At 67.6% G+C, this 15,322-nt stretch carries 16 protein-coding genes; 3 read left to right on the top strand and 13 right to left on the bottom strand.

All coding sequences use genetic code 11. The features are described 5' to 3' along the window. Positions 1-149 precede the first annotated feature (149 nt). The 11 genes from ASC81_RS05935 to phaC form a co-directional block, all read right to left on the bottom strand. The gene (locus ASC81_RS05935; protein WP_056263729.1) at positions 150-941 is read right to left on the bottom strand and encodes a molybdopterin-binding protein; all 792 of its coding nucleotides are present in this window, start codon (positions 939-941) and stop codon (positions 150-152) included. Between the two features lie 5 nt (positions 942-946). Further along, positions 947-1,792, bottom strand: a complete 846-nt coding sequence (locus ASC81_RS05930) for an EI24 domain-containing protein (protein ID WP_056263727.1) — start codon at positions 1,790-1,792, stop codon at positions 947-949. 6 nt (positions 1,793-1,798) lie between these two features. Further along, positions 1,799-2,809, bottom strand: a complete 1,011-nt coding sequence (locus tag ASC81_RS05925) for a sterol desaturase family protein (protein WP_200946719.1) — start codon at positions 2,807-2,809, stop codon at positions 1,799-1,801. Continuing rightward, positions 2,809-3,585: a polysaccharide deacetylase family protein gene (locus tag ASC81_RS05920; protein ID WP_056263722.1), complete on the bottom strand. Its 777-nt coding sequence runs from the start codon at positions 3,583-3,585 to the stop codon at positions 2,809-2,811. Before ASC81_RS05920 ends, ASC81_RS05925 begins: the two co-directional genes overlap by 1 nt. Next, entirely contained in the window at positions 3,582-4,565 is a 984-nt protein-coding gene (locus ASC81_RS05915) for a hypothetical protein (RefSeq protein ID WP_056263721.1), read from the bottom strand. The genes ASC81_RS05920 and ASC81_RS05915 overlap by 4 nt, the downstream gene beginning before the upstream one ends. A gap of 119 nt (positions 4,566-4,684) precedes the next feature. Further along, on the bottom strand, positions 4,685-5,506 hold the full coding sequence (locus ASC81_RS05910; RefSeq protein ID WP_056264360.1) for a TIGR00266 family protein: 822 nt from the start codon (positions 5,504-5,506) through the stop codon (positions 4,685-4,687). A 115-nt stretch (positions 5,507-5,621) separates the two neighbouring features. Continuing rightward, entirely contained in the window at positions 5,622-6,074 is a 453-nt protein-coding gene (locus ASC81_RS05905) for a hypothetical protein (RefSeq protein ID WP_056263719.1), read from the bottom strand. A 140-nt stretch (positions 6,075-6,214) separates the two neighbouring features. Next, positions 6,215-8,149 carry a methyl-accepting chemotaxis protein gene (locus ASC81_RS05900; protein WP_056263716.1) on the bottom strand — a complete coding sequence of 645 codons (1,935 nt, stop codon included), beginning with the start codon at positions 8,147-8,149 and terminating at the stop codon, positions 6,215-6,217. Between the two features lie 206 nt (positions 8,150-8,355). Then, the gene (phbB, locus tag ASC81_RS05895; RefSeq protein WP_056263715.1) at positions 8,356-9,093 is read right to left on the bottom strand and encodes an acetoacetyl-CoA reductase; all 738 of its coding nucleotides are present in this window, start codon (positions 9,091-9,093) and stop codon (positions 8,356-8,358) included. A gap of 31 nt (positions 9,094-9,124) precedes the next feature. Next, positions 9,125-10,309: an acetyl-CoA C-acetyltransferase gene (locus tag ASC81_RS05890; RefSeq protein WP_056263714.1), complete on the bottom strand. Its 1,185-nt coding sequence runs from the start codon at positions 10,307-10,309 to the stop codon at positions 9,125-9,127. A gap of 124 nt (positions 10,310-10,433) precedes the next feature. Then, a complete protein-coding gene (phaC, locus tag ASC81_RS05885; protein ID WP_056264358.1) occupies positions 10,434-12,044 on the bottom strand; it encodes a class I poly(R)-hydroxyalkanoic acid synthase in 1,611 nt (536 codons plus the stop codon). A gap of 173 nt (positions 12,045-12,217) precedes the next feature. Here phaC and ASC81_RS27735 point away from each other — a divergent pair, with 173 nt between their 5' ends. Then, on the top strand, positions 12,218-12,496 hold the full coding sequence (locus tag ASC81_RS27735; RefSeq protein WP_082536276.1) for a hypothetical protein: 279 nt from the start codon (positions 12,218-12,220) through the stop codon (positions 12,494-12,496). Here the strand turns inward: ASC81_RS27735 and ASC81_RS05880 are convergent. Further along, positions 12,416-13,147, bottom strand: a complete 732-nt coding sequence (locus ASC81_RS05880) for a polyphenol oxidase family protein (RefSeq protein ID WP_056263712.1) — start codon at positions 13,145-13,147, stop codon at positions 12,416-12,418. The two genes, ASC81_RS27735 and ASC81_RS05880, sit on opposite strands and share 81 nt — an antisense overlap. Continuing rightward, a complete protein-coding gene (gene maiA, locus ASC81_RS05875; protein ID WP_056263710.1) occupies positions 13,137-13,772 on the bottom strand; it encodes a maleylacetoacetate isomerase in 636 nt (211 codons plus the stop codon). The genes ASC81_RS05880 and maiA overlap by 11 nt, the downstream gene beginning before the upstream one ends. 34 nt (positions 13,773-13,806) lie before the next feature. Between maiA and ASC81_RS05870 the strand changes: the two genes are divergently transcribed. Further along, a complete protein-coding gene (locus ASC81_RS05870) occupies positions 13,807-14,361 on the top strand; it encodes an NUDIX hydrolase (protein ID WP_056264355.1) in 555 nt (184 codons plus the stop codon). Between the two features lie 56 nt (positions 14,362-14,417). After that, the gene (locus ASC81_RS05865; protein WP_156391782.1) at positions 14,418-15,188 is read left to right on the top strand and encodes an ABC transporter substrate-binding protein; all 771 of its coding nucleotides are present in this window, start codon (positions 14,418-14,420) and stop codon (positions 15,186-15,188) included. Positions 15,189-15,322 lie beyond the last annotated feature (134 nt).

The following is a 15,322-nucleotide window of genomic DNA, read 5'->3' as shown; positions in this document are numbered from 1 at the left end:
GATCGATCAGGGGTGGGTTGCCGCCGCCGACGCACACGCGCCAGCGGCCACGAGAGGATTCAAAGCAGTTTGCATGCCAGATGCACCGACATGGGTTGCTGCCCGGCGGCGCCGGGCATTATGTGGCGGGGCTCGTTACAGCGGGAGAACTATCGCACCAGCTCGGTGCTGATGATTGCACCAAACTGGATCACGCCCTGCTTCAGGGCGTCGTAGGCAGTCGCCAGGCTCGCCGCCTCGCCCTTGACGCCGAGTTCGATGCAGCGACCCCACTGAGGGTGGTCGACGCTAGGCAAGCTGAACACCTTGATGCCGGCGAACTCTTCTTCGATGGCGACCATCAGCGGCGTCAGGCTGGCTTCCATCGCGCCCTGGACGATCAGCGAGCGCTCCGTCAGGCCGACCTGCCGATGCAGTCGCGGATAGCGGTCCAGCACCCACGCCATCATCGGATGGGCCATGACCGGGAAGCCGGGCACGAAATGGACGTAGCCGACGAAGAAGCCGGGAATCTTGTTGTAGGGGTTGGGAATGATGCCGGCGCCTTCCGGGAAGACGCCCATCTCCAGGCGGCGCAGCGTGTCCGGCTCGTCGGCCGTGACCGCCTTGCCTTGTTCGGCTGCCGTCTGCTGGATGCGCTGCCAGATCAGCTCGCGCGCGTCGGGGTGCAGCGCCAGCGGCCGGCCGAGGGCGGCAGCGGCGGATTGCCGTGTGTGGTCGTCGGGCGTGGCGCCGATGCCGCCGCAGCTGACGACCAGGTTGCCGCTCGCAAAGGCATCGCGCAGACGCGCCGTCAGCAGCTCACGGTCGTCACCCAGGTATTGCGCCCAAGCCAGTTGCATGCCGCGCTCCGACAGCAAGGCGATGAACTTGGCCAAGTGCGAGTCCTGGCGTTTGCCGGACAGGATCTCGTCGCCAATGATGATGAGTCCAACTTGCATGCGTTTCAGCTCTCGATGAGGACCGCGGATTCAGCGACCGGTTCCGCTGCCCGCCGCGCCTGCAGGGCGCCCAGCGCGTAATGCGTGAACCAGGCAGTGGAGAAGGCAAACACCAGTGTGTAGAGCCAGATCGCCAGCAGGATCAGGAATGGCGCGAGGACGACGGCCATCGGGCCGAACGACCATGCCCCCAACGCCCAGATCAGTGAGGGAGCGGCACCCAGGTAGCCGCAGACGACACCCATCGTGAGCATCGGAACGCGGTGCTCGCGCAGCAGTTCACGGCGCTCGTCGGCCGACGCATGATCGGCCAGCACGTCAAAGCCAAACACACGGTAGGTGAGCCAGCCCCAGATCAGCGGCGGCAGCACCATGACGACCGGCGGGATGAGCCAGAGCGGCATCGACAGCACGAGGAGCACGAGGGCGATCAACGTGGCACCCAGCGACGCCATGGCGCTTTCAAGCAGCGTGCCCCCTCGCTTCTTCTCCAGCAGCGGGAAGCGTCGCTGTGCGATGAGGCGAACGATGGCAGGCGTCATCAGCAGCGCGACCAGCAGCAGGCTCAGCAAAATGACGACTGGCAGCATGCCGACCAGCACGACCATGGCCGCCAGCGCGCTGCGCAGCGATTGCAAGCCCATCGCGTCCAGCCACTGCAGCAGGCTCTCGATGAGCAGCCAGCTCTCCAGCGTCGCGCGCACGCCGCTCATGGCCGATTCCCAGAACAGCCACATGAAGCCGAAGACCAGCGCGCCGCAGATGACAAAGGGCAGCAACGACAGCCCGATGACGCGTGGATGCAGGCAGTAGGCGGCAGCGCGCCAGAAGGAATCGACCAAGCCTTGCATTCGAACCTATGGGCTGTTGACGCTGGGATGTTCGCTGCGCCGGGGGCGCCGCGGGCGCAGCGCAGCGGCCAGGCGTGTCAGCCCCAGCCATTGCTGCTGGCAGAAGCCGCTGCCGTAGTCGCGGCCGCCTTCTGCGGCCAACTGGTCGCGCACGCCCGTGGGGTCGTAGCGCTGCTCGAAATTGGCAGTGCGAAACAGCAGGTCCCACACGGGCAGCAGCACACCGAAGTTGTGTCCACCCAGCGTGCCGCGGCCGCCGGACTCGTGGCCGATGCCGATGCTGTGGTGCAGGCGGTGAAAGCGCGGGCTGACCAGCAGCCGCTCGCCGACCAGCCCAAAGCCGATGCGCGCATTGGCATGCTGCAGGCTTTCGTGCAGCTGGGTGATGACGGTGATGGCGACGAACTGCCCCGGCTCGACGCCGATGACCCGGGCCAGCAGTGCCAGCGCCGTGCCCAGCAGCACGTCGTCCAGCAGATGGTTGCGGTTGTCGCTCCACATCGTCATCTGACGCTGGCTGTGGTGCAGGCTGTGCAGGGCCCACCACCCGTTGAACTGGTGCTGGGCGCGGTGCAGCCAATAACCCGCGAAATCGAAGACGACGAGGTAGAGCAGCAGGCTGACCCACGCGATGTCGGTCACGCCGGGCCACAGGCCGTCGAGTTGCCAGGTCGACAGGCCTGCAAGGCGCATCTCGCTGGCCATGGCGTCCCACAGCGGCTCGATGCTGAAGAACATCGCCAGGCGTACCAGGCCCAGCTTGTGGATCAACGTGTAGACGACGTCGTCGCGCACGGCGCCGTGGTCGGTGACGCTCTCCACCGGCCAGCGCCGCTCCAGCAGGCTCACGCCCAGCAGGATGAAGCCGATCTGCGCCAGGCCCAGCAGCAGCCAGCCGGTCGCGGCGAAGGCGTCTTCGAGCAGGTTGCCAAAACCGAGGCCGAACACGATGGGCTGCACGACGCTCTCGTACAGCGCCAGCTGCACGCTGTCGAAGGTGTTGGAGATCCAGTCGATCACGGCTTGTTGAAAAGGGAGGCGTAGCGCGGATGCTCGCGCAGCGGTGCAAAGCATAGGCCGCGCTGCTCAAGCCCCGTCAACAGCGGCTCCAGCACGGCCGGCGCCCAGGGGTCCTGGCGGGACCAGATGCCGAGGTGAGCAACGAGGATGTCACCCGGCCGGATGTCGCGCAGTGCCTTGGCCAGCAACTGGGCGTTGGGGTGCTTCTGGCTGGACAGCTCATCGCCGAGAAAGCCGGCGGGCGCCCAGCCCACATGGGCGAAGCCGCAGGCCTTGGCCGCCTTCAGCAATGCCGGTGACGTCCGGCCGGCCGGCGCCCTGAAGATGGGGGCGAGCGGCTTGCCCGTCATTGCTGTGAAGCGCTCGCCCACCTTCTTCAGGCTTGCGCAGTACTGCTCGGCAGTCAGCTCGCGCACGACCGGCGCCTGGATGCCCGCCTGGGTGCGGAACTTGAAGCGCGTGACGTTGCCGTCGGCACCGGGGATATCCGCCAGCAAGACGTCGTGGTCCCAGGTGTGGGACCCGAAGTCATGCCCTTCGGCCGCGCGCTCGCGCCACCACGGCGCCCAGCTGTCGTCCAGCGAGGTGCCGCCGCTGTGGGTCGGCTCGCTGGCAAGGAAGAAGGTCGCCTTGGCGTGGTGCTTCTTGAGCGTCTGCGCGACCAGCGGCGCCACGCCCATGTGACCGGTGTCAAAGGTCAGGTAGACCGGCTTGTCGCAGGCCGGTTGCGCTGCCGCCGTACCTGCGGCCAGCAGCAGGACAAAAGCCTTCATAGACGAGGTTGGTGATCGAGCGTCCAGATGCCGTGCGGCGACTTGCCCACCTTCACCTGGCGCACGACCCTGCGCGTGGCCGTGTCGATCTGCGTGAGCTTGCCAGCCCAGCGCGACGTGACCAGCAGCGTGCGGCCATCGCTCAGCAGCTCCATGTCGTCCGGACCTGCGGGTGCCGGGTACTGGTCGACGACGCTCAACGTCGTCAGGTCGATCTTGCTGATCGAGTTGGCCGCGCGATTGCTGACCAGCACATGGCGCTTGTCGCCCCAGGCGCGGAAGGAATGGGCGCCAGCGCCTGTCTGGATGCGCTTGGCCAGCCTGGGCGCCGGGCCGCTGACATCCCAGACCTCGACGAACTTGTCGCCCGTCAACCCGACCAGCAGCAAACGGTCGTCGGGCGTGAGGTAGATGTCTGCGGGCATCTTGCCGACGGGCGTCTTCCACTTGATGGCCTGCGTGGCCAGGTCGATGGCCAGCAGCTCGTCGCTGTCCTGCAGGCTGACATAGACGGTCGTGCTGCGGGTGTCGATGCTCAGGTGGCTGGGCGTCTTGGCCGCTGCAATGCGCTTGACGAGCTGCAGCGGCTCGGCGGCGGCCGCACCCTGCCAGCGGTAGAGGTCGACATGGTCCAGCCGGTTGGCGGCCGTGATGAACCACTTCATGTCCGGCGAGAAGCGCAGGTGGTAGGGATCGGGTACGCCGCGTAGCACGCGCTGGACCTCGGCCGTGCGCGGGTCGACGAAGGTCAGCGAATCGCCCAGCGCATTGGCGACGATGAGGGACTTCTCGTCCGGCGACAGGTAGAGGTGGTGGGGCTCCTTGCCGGTCGGGATGCGCTTGACCACCGTGAAGCTGGTCGGGTCAACGACCGCGATGTCCGCATCGAGAGAATTCAGCACGAAAACCGGGGGGCGCGCCTCGGCACTTGCAATTCCCGCCCACCACATCAAGAGCGCGAGTGCGCCGCTGCGAAACATTCCAGGCCTCTCGACAAAACGAAAGGGCGGCAGCTGCCGCCCTTGATGACCCAGTTTACCGGGGGCCTCACGCAGCGCCCTGCGCCAGAGCGGCCGTGCGTGACGCTGTGCCCGTTCCGTTACTCGTCGTCGCCGCCACTGCCCAGGATGCCGCCGAGGAGGCCGCCGCCGGCAATGCCACCCAGCACCGAGCCCTCTTCCCGGCTGCCACCGCGCTGCGGCGCTGCGGCGAAGATGCGCGACGCCAGGCGCGAGAACGGCAGGCTCTGCAGCCAGACCTCGCCGGGGCCGGTCAGTTGTGCCAGGAACAGGCCCTCGCCGCCGAACAGCGCCGTCTTGATCTTGCCGACGTACTGGATCTCGAAGTTGACGTTGGGCGTGTAGGCCACCACGCAGCCGGTGTCTACCAGCAGGCGCTGGCCGGGCTGCAGCGTGCGGCGCACGACGGTGCCGCCGGCATGCACGAAGGCCAGGCCGTCGCCTTCGAGCTTCTGCATGATGAAGCCCTCGCCGCCGAAGAAGCCGACGCCCAGCTTCTGCTGCAGCGCGATGCCCAGAGACACGCCACGGGCAGCGCACAGGAAGGAATCCTTCTGGCAGATGAGCATGCCGCCAAGCTGGCGCAGGTCCATCGGCAGGATCTTGCCCGGGTAGGGCGCGGCGAACGCCACGCGCTGCTTGCCGGCGCCGTTGTTCGTGTAGACCGTCGTGAACAGCGACTCACCCGTGATGAGCCGCTTGCCCGCGCCCAGCAGCTTGCCGAAGAAGCCGCCGCCCTGGTTGGCCGAGCCGTCGCCGAACACCGTGTCCATCGCGATGTTCGAGTCCATGAACATCATCGAACCGGCCTCGCCGATGGCCGCCTCGCCGGGGTCGAGCTCGACCTCGACGAACTGCATCTCCGCACCCTTGATCTCGTAATCCACCACATCCATGGCCATGCCCATCTCCTCGTGTACGGCTGAAAAACGGCCCGGATGATAGCCATGACGGATGACGGCGCGCCGCAAAGGCCGACGGCGCCCTGCCGGCCGTCGCCCCGCAGTGCGCCAGGGCTCAATCGGGGGGCAGCGTCAGCGTCGCCAGCAAGGGCGCGTCGGGGCTCAGCGCGGTGGCTTGCAAGCCCGCCTCGTCGGCTGACCTGTGGCGCAGCATGAACGCGAAGCGCTGGTTGGCCTGGCCGTCGCTGCGGCAGTCGAGCTGACGCATGACCCGGCGGATGTGCAGGCGGTAGTCGACCGGCGCGGCGGAAAAGCCGATGTTGCTCACCATCCCCGCCTTGAGCTCGAACCTCACGAGCATGTCCGTGCCTTCGCTGACGGGCGGCAGGCGCAGGCCCTCACGCAGGTGCTCGGCGTAGCCGGGGCAGACCTTGAACACATCCACCCGCAGTTGCGCGGCGCGTCGGGCGCTCACGTCGACATGCGGCAGGCTGGTCTGCGCCTGGCAGACAGGTGGCAAGCTGGCAAGCGCTGCGGCGAGCAGCACGAAAGCGAACGTGCGGGACATGGCGACCTCCTTGGTGCTTGGCGCACGTCCATCACGTGCACCAAACCAGGTTAGAAGCCGGCACAGGCGCTGACCAGCGGCGCGGGGCTGGAAGTCATCAGCTTTGCCTACAAGACTTGAGGACGCGCCAGCGCCCCCGCTCAGGCGGTGCGAAAGCGCGCCGCGGCGTCGCGCAACTGCCCGGCGCGGTCCTCCAGCAGCGATGCCGAGGCGGCGGTCTCCTCGACGAGGGCGGCGTTCTGCTGCGTCGTCGAGTCGACCTCCCGGATGGCGGCGGCCAGCTGGCGGATCTGGTCGGCCTGGGACGACGACTGGCTGCTGATGTCGCCGACGATGGCGGCCACCCGGTGAATGGCCTGCACGATCTCGCCCATGGAGCCGCCGGCCTGGGACACGTAGGCGCCGCCCTGGTGGATGGTCTCGATGGAGTTGTTGATCAGCGTCTTGATCTCCTTGGCCGCCTCGGCCGAGCGCTGGGCCAGCGAGCGCACCTCGCCGGCGACCACTGCGAAGCCACGGCCCTGCTCGCCGGCCCGTGCGGCCTCGACGGCCGCGTTCAGCGCCAGGATGTTGGTCTGGAAGGCAATGGAATCGATGACCTGGATGATGTCGCCGATGCGGCGCGAACTCGCGGTGATCTCTTCCATCGAACTGACCGCGCGCTGCACGATGGCGCCACCGCGCCCGGCCAAGTCGGCCGCGCCTTGCACGAGGCCGTGGGCCTCGCGGGCGCTGCTCATGTTGTGGCCGACGGTCTGCTCCAGCACGCCGGTGCTGGCGCTGGTCTGCTCGACGACGGAGGCCATCGCATTGCCGCGTGCCGACAGGTCCTGGTTGGCGCCCGAGATCTGCGTGGCCGACGTGGAGATGTGCTCGGCACCGCTGCGCACTTCGTGCACGAGGCGGCTCAGGCGCATCACGGCCTCGCGCATCGCGTTGGTCGCCAGCACGACCTCATCACGCCCGGCGAGGGCCGGGGTCTCGCTGAGGTCGCCGGCACCCAGGGCCTCGATGCGCCGCCCCAGCTCGGCGCAGGTGCTGCGCGACGCCAGGTAATAGCTCACCAACGCGTAGCCGGCGACGGCGGCAAAGCTGATGGCCAGCGCCACGGCCATCCAAAGGCCACGCGTCAGGCGCTCGACGCGCACCTCGACGAGTTCGGCCAGCCGCGCCTCGGCGGCTCGCTGCAATTTGTCGGTTGCCGCGATCTGGGCGGTACCCAGCGCAAACCAGGCGGCGGGATCGACCTTGGGCGCCTCGCCCAGCACAAAAGCTTGCCCGAACTGCCCACGGAAATCCTTGCGGATGCGCTCGGCGAGCTGCAGGTCCAGCCCCTTGACCGCATCGGGGTTGGCGGCCGCAACCCGGCCCAGCGCGCTGGACAGCCGCGTCAGGTATTCCTCGGTCAACGTGTCGGCCTGGTGGAGGCGTTGCAGCACGCCGGACGGCGGCGTGCCCAGCTGCGCCGCTGCGGCACCGAGCGCGCGCATGCGGCCGATCGCGTCCTGCAGGCGCGGCAGCGCGTCCGTCACCGTCAGCATCAGGTAGTAGGTGTCGGCGTCCGGGTCCAACGCAAGGTTGGACTCGGAGGAAGCTTGCTCGATGAGTGTCTGCAGCGTGTCGGTCAATGCGTAGCCGGCAGTGATGGCAGCCTCCGGCTCCGCTGCGCCCAGCGCGACCAGCGCCCTGGCCTTGTCGCGCGCCGCCGCCAGGCCGGGTGCCAGCTTGAGCACATCCTGCGCCGCGTTGATCTCTGCTTCCAGGGACTGGGCCTGCGCGTCGAACTTGGCAAGGGCCTCGTCGCGCCTGGCCTCGGCGCCCGGCGCCTTGGCACTCAGGCCGATGGACGTGCCGCGCAGCACCATGGCGGCATTCAGCAGGCTGCTGACCTGGCGCACCTGGGCGACGCCGACCAGTTCCTTGGCCGAGAACGCACGCGCGTCCGACCGGTCGCCTGCCAGCGCCACCAGCAGGTAGAGCAGCGGGACCGCAAAGCACAGGCAGACGATGAAAAACTTGTGCGCCATCGGCAGGCGGCGCATCAGGCTCACGGCGGGCAGAAAGACTGTCTTCATCCGACTCATCCCTGTAGCTAATGCGCCAGCTGTGCGGCGCAGACGCCGGAATGTAGTCAGGCCAAGCTTCCTTTTCAGGGCACGAATTCACCACCTCGCGTCATTCCTCGCTCTGGCGTGCAATTGTGGCGACAGCGCCCTAAAGCGGTGCGGGCAACAAAAAGCCGGCGTGAAGCCGGCTTGTGGGGGTCAGTGGAAACTGAGCGTCAGCCCATGTGCATGCCGCCGTTGCAGGAGAAGTCGGCACCGGTCGAGAATCCCGAGTCCTCGCTGGCCAGCCAGGCGACGATGGAGCCGATTTCTTCGGGCTTGCCCAGGCGCTTCACGGGGATGGTCGCGACGATCTTCTCCAGCACTTCGGGCTTGATCGCGCGGACCATGTCGGTGCCGATATAGCCAGGGCTGACCGTGTTGACGGTGACGCCCTTGGAGGCCAGCTCCTGCGCCAGCGCCATCGTGAAGCCGTGCATGCCGGCCTTGGCAGCCGAATAGTTGGTCTGCCCGGCCTGGCCCTTCTCGCCGTTGACCGAGCTGATCTGAACGATGCGGCCCCAGCCCTTTTCCACCATGCCCGGCACCACCTGCTTGGTGACGTTGAACATGCTGTTGAGGTTGGTGTCGATGACGGCGTGCCAGTCCTCGGGCGTCATCTTCAGGAACATGCGGTCCTTGGTGATGCCGGCGTTGTTGACCAGCACATCGATGCTGCCGTGATCCTGGACGGCCTTCGAGAAGGCTTCGACGGTGGACTCCCAATCCGCCACATTGCCCACCGAGGCATAGAACTCGTAGCCCAACGCCTTCTGCTCATCCAGCCACTTCTTGAAGTCACGGCTGGGGCCGCAGCCGGCGATGACCTTGAAGCCTTCCTTGTGCAGGCGCTGGCAGATGGCGGTGCCGATACCGCCCATGCCGCCGGTGACGTAGGCTACTTTCTTGCTCATGGATGTCTCCTGTTGTGATGGGGCGAGGGTATCAACGTTCGACGGTCAGGGCGACGCCCATGCCACCGCCGATGCACAGCGAGGCGATGCCCTTCTTGGCATCGCGCTTGACCATCTCGTGCAGCAGCGTGACGAGCACACGGCAGCCGCTGGCGCCGATGGGGTGGCCCAGGGCAATGGCGCCGCCGTTGACGTTGACCTTGCTCATGTCCCAGCCCATCTCGTTGTGCACGGCGCAGGCCTGGGCCGCAAAGGCCTCGTTGATCTCCAGCAGGTCCAGGTCGGCGGGCTTCCAGCCGGCGCGCTCCAGCGCCTTCTTCGCGGCGGGCACCGGGCCCATGCCCATGTAGGCGGGGTCCAGGCCGGCCGAGGCATAGGAGGCGATGCGGGCCAGCGGCGTCAGGCCCAGCGCCGCGGCCTTGGCGGCCGTCATGACGACGACACCGGCGGCGCCGTCGTTCAGGCCCGAGGCATTGCCGGCCGTCACGCTGCCGGCCTTGTCGAAGGCAGGCCGCAGGCCGGCGAGGGCCTCGGCGTTGGACTTGCGGTTGATGAACTCGTCGGCCGCGAAGACGATGGGGTCGCCCTTCTTCTGCGCGATGCTGAACGGCACGATCTCGTCCTTGAAGCGACCGGCGTCCTGCGCCGCGGCGGCCTTCTGCTGGCTGCCCAGCGCCAGCGCATCCTGCTGCTCGCGGGTGATGCCGTACTTCTTGGCGATGTTCTCGGCCGTGATGCCCATGTGGTACTGGTTGTACACATCCCACAGGCCGTCGGTGATCATCGTGTCGACCAACTTCCAGTCGCCCATGCGCTGGCCGTCGCGCGAGCCTGGCAGCACGTGGGCGCTCACGCTCATGCTTTCCTGACCGCCGGCAATGATGATGTCACTGTCGCCGTCGCGGATGGCCTGCGCGGCCAGCATGACCGCCTTCAGGCCCGAGCCGCAGACCTTGTTGATGGTCATGGCGGGCACCGCATGCGGCAGGCCCGACTTGACGACGGCCTGGCGGGCCGGGTTCTGGCCGACGCCGGCCGTCAGCACCTGGCCGAGGATGACCTCGTTGACCTGGTCGCCGGCCAGGCCAGTGCGGCGCAGCAGGTCCTGGATGACGGCGGCGCCCAGCTCGGTAGCGGGCGTCTTGGCGAGCATGCCGCCGAACTTGCCGATGGCGGTGCGCGCGGCGGCGACGATGACGATGTCTTGCTGGCTCATGGTGTGTCTCCTTCAGAAATTCATCAAATCAGATGCAACCACAGAGTCACAGAGTCACGGAGGAAGACAACAGAACCTTGAGTTCTCTGTGCCTCAGTGCCTCTGTGGTTGCATTTCGAGGTTGTCAAGCTTTGACTTTCACGTAGCGACCGGGCGCGGGCTCGATCACCTTGAACTTGCGGTTGCCCGGCGCCTTGGGTGCGGGCTTCCTGGCGCCGGCGTGCGAGGCCAGCCAGGCCGACCAGTCCGGCCACCAGCTGCCCGGATGCTCGGTCGCGCTGGCGAACCAGGCGTCCGGGTCGGCCGGCAGGGCGCTGCCCTTGCCGATCCAGTGGCTGCGCTTTCGCTTGGCAGGCGGGTTGATGACCCCGGCGATATGGCCCGAGGCGCCCATGACGAAACGCTTCTTGCCCTTGAGGATCTGCGTGCTGCGGTAGGCGGCCTGCCAGGGCACGATGTGGTCTTCGCGAGAGCCGTAGATGTAGACCGGCGCGTCGATGGCCCCGAGGTCCACCTTCTCGCCGCAGACGGTCAGCTTGCCCGGCTGCTTCAGCTCGTTCTGCAGATAGGTGTGGCGCAGGTACCAGCAGTACATCGGCCCGGGCAGGTTGGTCGAGTCGCCGTTCCAGTACAGCAGGTCAAACGCCGGTGGCGCCTCACCCTTGAGGTAGTTGCCGACGACGTAGTTCCAGACCAGGTCGTTGGGGCGCAGGAAGCTGAAGGTGGTGGCCAGCTCCTGGCCGTGCAGCAGCTGCGGCCCCTTGGGCGAATCGGGGCCCAGGGTCGCCTCACGCAGGCGCACCATGGCCTCGTCGACAAAGATGTCCAGGATGCCGTTGTCGGCAAAGTCAAGCAGTGCCGTCAGCAGCGTCAGGCTGGCGGCCGGCTGCTCGCCTCGCGCGGCCAGCACGGCCAGGGCCGTGGCGAGGATGGTGCCACCGACGCAAAAGCCCAGGGTGTTGATCTTGTCCTGGCCCGAAATCTCCTGCACGACGCGGATGGCCTGGATGGCGCCCTGGTCGATGTAGTCGTCCCAGGTGAGCTGTTTGACCGATTCATCGGGGTTGCGCCAGCTGACGACGAAGACGCGGTGGCCCTCCGACACCGCATAGCGGATCAGGGAGTTGTCCGGCTGCAGGTCGAGGATGTAGAACTTGTTGATGCAGGGCGGCACCAGCAGGAAGGGCCGCGCGTGCACCTCGGCCGTCAACGGCGCGTACTCGATGAGCTGGAAGAGATCGTTCTCGAAGACGATGCTTCCGGCGGTGGTGGCCACGTTCTTGCCGACCTCGAAGGCGCTCTCGTCCGTCTGCGACACATGGCCGCGCTGCACATCGCCCCACAGATGCTGCAGGCCGCGCGACAGCGTCTCGCCCTTGCTGTCCAGCGCGAGTTTCTGCGCCTCGGGGTTGAGTGCGAGGAAGTTGCTCGGCGACACGGCATCGACGAACTGCTGCACGGCAAAGCGGATACGGGCCTTGGTCTTGTCGTCGGCCTCGACGGCCGACGCCATCCTGGACAGCGTCTGTGCATTCAGCAGATAGAGCTGGCTCATGAAGCTGGCCGCCGGGTTGGCCCGCCACTCGGGGGCCGCAAAGCGGCGGTCCCCGACGGCCGGCGCCTCGCCCTGACCCAGCGAGGTGTTCCACAAGGCGGTGGCCTGCTTCAGGTAGTCGGCCTGCAATTCGGCCAGCGCGGTGGGGGAGATCTGCGGCAGATGCGTCATTTGCTGCATCAGGTCCGCGAAGGGCTGCCCCTGCGTGGCGGGCGGCGCTTCGTTCTTCTTGCGAGTGACCATGTGTTCCTCGGGGAGCTACCGCTTCAGCGGTGTTGTCTCGGTCCGTGCAATAAGCTTGCCACATCCCGCAGACCCTGCTTTGTAACCGCACGCGCTGACGTGCCAGTGACATGTACCTCGTTGCGATCGCCTGGGCCTATGTCGCGCTGATGATGGCCGCGGCCGAAGCCGTGAGCCCGCAAGGCTCGTTGTTTGGCGCCTTTGTCACGCTGATGCTATACGGCGTCCTTCCACTGGGCCTGCTCATCTACATCCTCGGCACGCCGGGGCGCAAACGCCGGCGCCGCGCTGCCGAACTTGCCGCCGCATCAACCGCGGAGGGCGATGCAGGCAGCCATGCGGCCCCGGGCCCTCCCGAGGGCTTCGCCCCGGAACGAGAAGAAAAGTGAATCATCGGTGAGCGTGCACCCCTGGCCGCCGCTGATTTGGGTGACATTGACCGAGATCAATCGTTCGCGAGCCAGCAAGGGCAGGTCAACCCGCCAGCGGGGCGCGGGGTTGGGGCGGTAGAGAAAGCCCGGCTGATCGCGCTCGACGGGCTCCCGGCCGAACGCAGCCACGACCTCGGGGCCGACCTCGAAGGCCGCCGGGCCGATGCAGGCGCCCAGCCAGGCCTTCACTTGATGGGGCTCGCAGCGTGCGGCCTTGCACAGCTCGGCGACTGTGTTCTCCAGCACACCAGCCGCCAGGCCGCGCCAGCCCGCATGCGCGCCAGCCACGCCACCGGGCGCGCAGAACAGCACCGGCAGGCAATCGGCCACCAGGATGGCCACGGCCAGCCCGGGGTCGGTCGACACCGCGGCATCGGCCTGCGGCGCGTTGTCGTCATGCCAGTCGCCACGCAGGCGCACGACGTCGGCGCCATGCACCTGGTCGAGAAAGACCGGCCGTGCGCCAAGCAGGCCTGCCAGCTCGGCGCGGTTGGCCATGGCCTGCGCCGGGTCACCGGCCTTGCGGCCGAAATTGGCGCCCAGCGTCGTCATGAAGGCCGTGGCCTCCGGCCAGTCGGGCCGCAGCCATCGGGTCGGATCAAGCGGCATCGGGGCAGACGCTCGGGTGGGTGTTCGCAAAGGCCGGCAGCGCCAGGCAGGCAGCGTTGACGCGCATCACCGTCGGGTAGTCGTCCAGCGGGCATTCAAAGCGCTCGGCGTTGTAGACCTGGGGCACGAGCAGGCAGTCGGCCAGGCCCGGCGCGTCGCCGAAGCAGAACTCGCCGGCGGTCTGCACCAGGCGCTGCTCGACGATGGCAAGACCTGTCGCCACCCAGTGGCGGTACCAGCGGTCGACGGTCGCCTGCTCCTGGCCAAGGTCGTGCTTCAGATAGCGCAGCACGCGCAGGTTGTTGAGCGGATGGATGTCGCAGCCGATGTCCTGGGCCAGCGCCCTCACCTGCGCCCGCGCCAGCGCGCCGCTCGGCAGCAGCGGCGGCTCGGGGTGGGTCTCGTCCAGGTACTCCAGGATGGCCATGGACTGGCTCAGCCACTGGCCATCGTCCAGCACCAGCGCCGGCACCAAGTGCGAGACCTGCTGGTTGGCGAAGGGCTCCGCGAACTGCTCGTTCCTGGCCAGATGGATGGACGCGTAGTCGTAGTCCAGGCCCTTGAGCGCAAGACCAATGCGCACGCGCCACGACGCCGAAGACCGGAAGTAGTTGTAGAGCTTCATGGTCGGCCATTTTGCGGCCTCTAAACTGGCCCGCATGCCTTTCCCAAGCCGCTTCAAGCATTGCCCCAATTGCGGCTCGGCCGTGGACTACCGCATGCCGGTCGACGACAACCGCGAGCGCGCCGTCTGCCCGGCCTGCGACAGCATTCACTACCAGAACCCGCTCAACGTCGTCGGCACGCTGCCGGTCTGGGAGGAAGACGGCCGCGTGCTGCTGTGCCGCCGCGCCATCGAGCCGCGCCATGGGCTGTGGACGCTGCCGGCCGGCTTCATGGAGCTGGGCGAGACGACGGCCCAGGGTGCATTGCGCGAGACGCACGAGGAAGCCGGTGCCGACATCGAGATGGGCCCGCTGTACACGCTGCTGAATGTCGTGCGCGTCGGCCAGATCCACCTCTTCTACCTCGCCCGCCTGCGCTCGCCGGATTTCAACCCCGGCCCGGAATCGCTGGAGGCCCGGCTCTTCAGCGAAAGCGAGATCCCCTGGGACGACATCGCCTTCAAGACGACGCGCGAGACCTTGCGCTGCTTCTTCGACGACCGCCGCACGGGGCGCGGCTTCGGCCTGCACGAGTTCGACATTCCTTGATCCTTGCGCCGCCGGCGCGCATCATCAGCCCCATCTCCGACAACAGGGGGCTGAGCATGTCGACACGACGCATGTGGTGCCAGGCGGGGTTGGGCTGCATGGCCGGGCTCGGGATGACGCCACCCGCGCGCGCGACGCCGCTGCGCGCCGTGGGCTCGCAGTTCGCGCGCATCTTTGAAGGCGCCGAGGGCCAGGCGCCCAAAGGCCTGGCGGTCGACCTGCTGGGCCAGCTCTTCGGCGACAGCCTGCGCTGCGAATGGCTGCCGTGGTCACGCGCGCAACTGATGGTGGAGCAGGGCGAGGCCGACATCCTCATCGGCCCCTACCGTACGCCCGAACGCGAGGCGCGCATGCTGTTCAGCGTGCGCTCTTTCTATTCCGACGCCATGGTCTGGTACGCCCGGCGCGGCGAAGAGGCCCGCTGGGGCGGCGAGTTTGGCACGCTGGCCCAGACGCCGGTGGCGGCCGTTCGGGGCTGGGCCTATGGCAGCCGCTTCGAGCGCATGAAAACCTCGATGAGCCAGCTGACCTGGGTACAGAACGTCGACGCCGGACTGCTGATGCTGACCAAGCGTCGCGTCGAGTTGTTTGCTGCCAATGACCGCAACTGCCAGCCCGTTCTGCAGCGCCTGAGCCTGACCGACACGGTGGCGCGCTGCTCGCCGCCGCTGGACGTGCTGCATGGTCATATGGCGTTTGCCCGCAGCGCCGGCGGGGAGGACCTGGCGCGCCGCTACGACCAGGCCTTCGAGCAGTGGCTGCGCACCGGCTCGGCGGCCGAGCTCTACCGGCGCTGGGGCGTGGAGCGCCCAGCGACGCCGCAGTAGGCGCCACCGACAGCGACCGACGCGCCGAGCTGGCTTACAGTCGCACCGACTCGCGCTGCGCCGCCCCGGCCCGGCTTTCATCCCATCGACATCACGCCGCGCCCGGACGCGGCCATGCCCTGAGTGAGCACACG

Origin of the sequence: Pelomonas sp. Root405 (assembly GCF_001425165.1) — a bacterium.
GTDB lineage: Bacteria > Pseudomonadota > Gammaproteobacteria > Burkholderiales > Burkholderiaceae_C > Pelomonas.
Note: the sequence above shows the minus strand (reverse complement) of the source record. Positions and strands in the feature narration are given on the sequence as shown.

Excerpts from the sequence above, each read along its gene's own strand:
- phaC (WP_056264358.1), bottom strand. The coding sequence starts at position 12,044 with ATGCAGCAAATGACGCATCTGCCGCAGATCTCCCCCACCGCGCTGGCC.
- ASC81_RS05900 (WP_056263716.1), bottom strand. The coding sequence starts at position 8,149 with ATGAAGACAGTCTTTCTGCCCGCCGTGAGCCTGATGCGCCGCCTGCCG.
- ASC81_RS05890 (WP_056263714.1), bottom strand. The coding sequence starts at position 10,309 with ATGAGCCAGCAAGACATCGTCATCGTCGCCGCCGCGCGCACCGCCATC.
- ASC81_RS27735 (WP_082536276.1), top strand. The coding sequence starts at position 12,218 with ATGTACCTCGTTGCGATCGCCTGGGCCTATGTCGCGCTGATGATGGCC.
- ASC81_RS05915 (WP_056263721.1), bottom strand. The coding sequence starts at position 4,565 with ATGTTTCGCAGCGGCGCACTCGCGCTCTTGATGTGGTGGGCGGGAATT.
- ASC81_RS05880 (WP_056263712.1), bottom strand. The coding sequence starts at position 13,147 with ATGCCGCTTGATCCGACCCGATGGCTGCGGCCCGACTGGCCGGAGGCC.
- phbB (WP_056263715.1), bottom strand. The coding sequence starts at position 9,093 with ATGAGCAAGAAAGTAGCCTACGTCACCGGCGGCATGGGCGGTATCGGC.
- ASC81_RS05905 (WP_056263719.1), bottom strand. The coding sequence starts at position 6,074 with ATGTCCCGCACGTTCGCTTTCGTGCTGCTCGCCGCAGCGCTTGCCAGC.
- ASC81_RS05865 (WP_156391782.1), top strand. The coding sequence starts at position 14,418 with ATGTCGACACGACGCATGTGGTGCCAGGCGGGGTTGGGCTGCATGGCC.
- maiA (WP_056263710.1), bottom strand. The coding sequence starts at position 13,772 with ATGAAGCTCTACAACTACTTCCGGTCTTCGGCGTCGTGGCGCGTGCGC.
- ASC81_RS05870 (WP_056264355.1), top strand. The coding sequence starts at position 13,807 with ATGCCTTTCCCAAGCCGCTTCAAGCATTGCCCCAATTGCGGCTCGGCC.
- ASC81_RS05910 (WP_056264360.1), bottom strand. The coding sequence starts at position 5,506 with ATGGCCATGGATGTGGTGGATTACGAGATCAAGGGTGCGGAGATGCAG.
- ASC81_RS05920 (WP_056263722.1), bottom strand. The coding sequence starts at position 3,585 with ATGAAGGCTTTTGTCCTGCTGCTGGCCGCAGGTACGGCGGCAGCGCAA.
- ASC81_RS05935 (WP_056263729.1), bottom strand. The coding sequence starts at position 941 with ATGCAAGTTGGACTCATCATCATTGGCGACGAGATCCTGTCCGGCAAA.
- ASC81_RS05930 (WP_056263727.1), bottom strand. The coding sequence starts at position 1,792 with ATGCAAGGCTTGGTCGATTCCTTCTGGCGCGCTGCCGCCTACTGCCTG.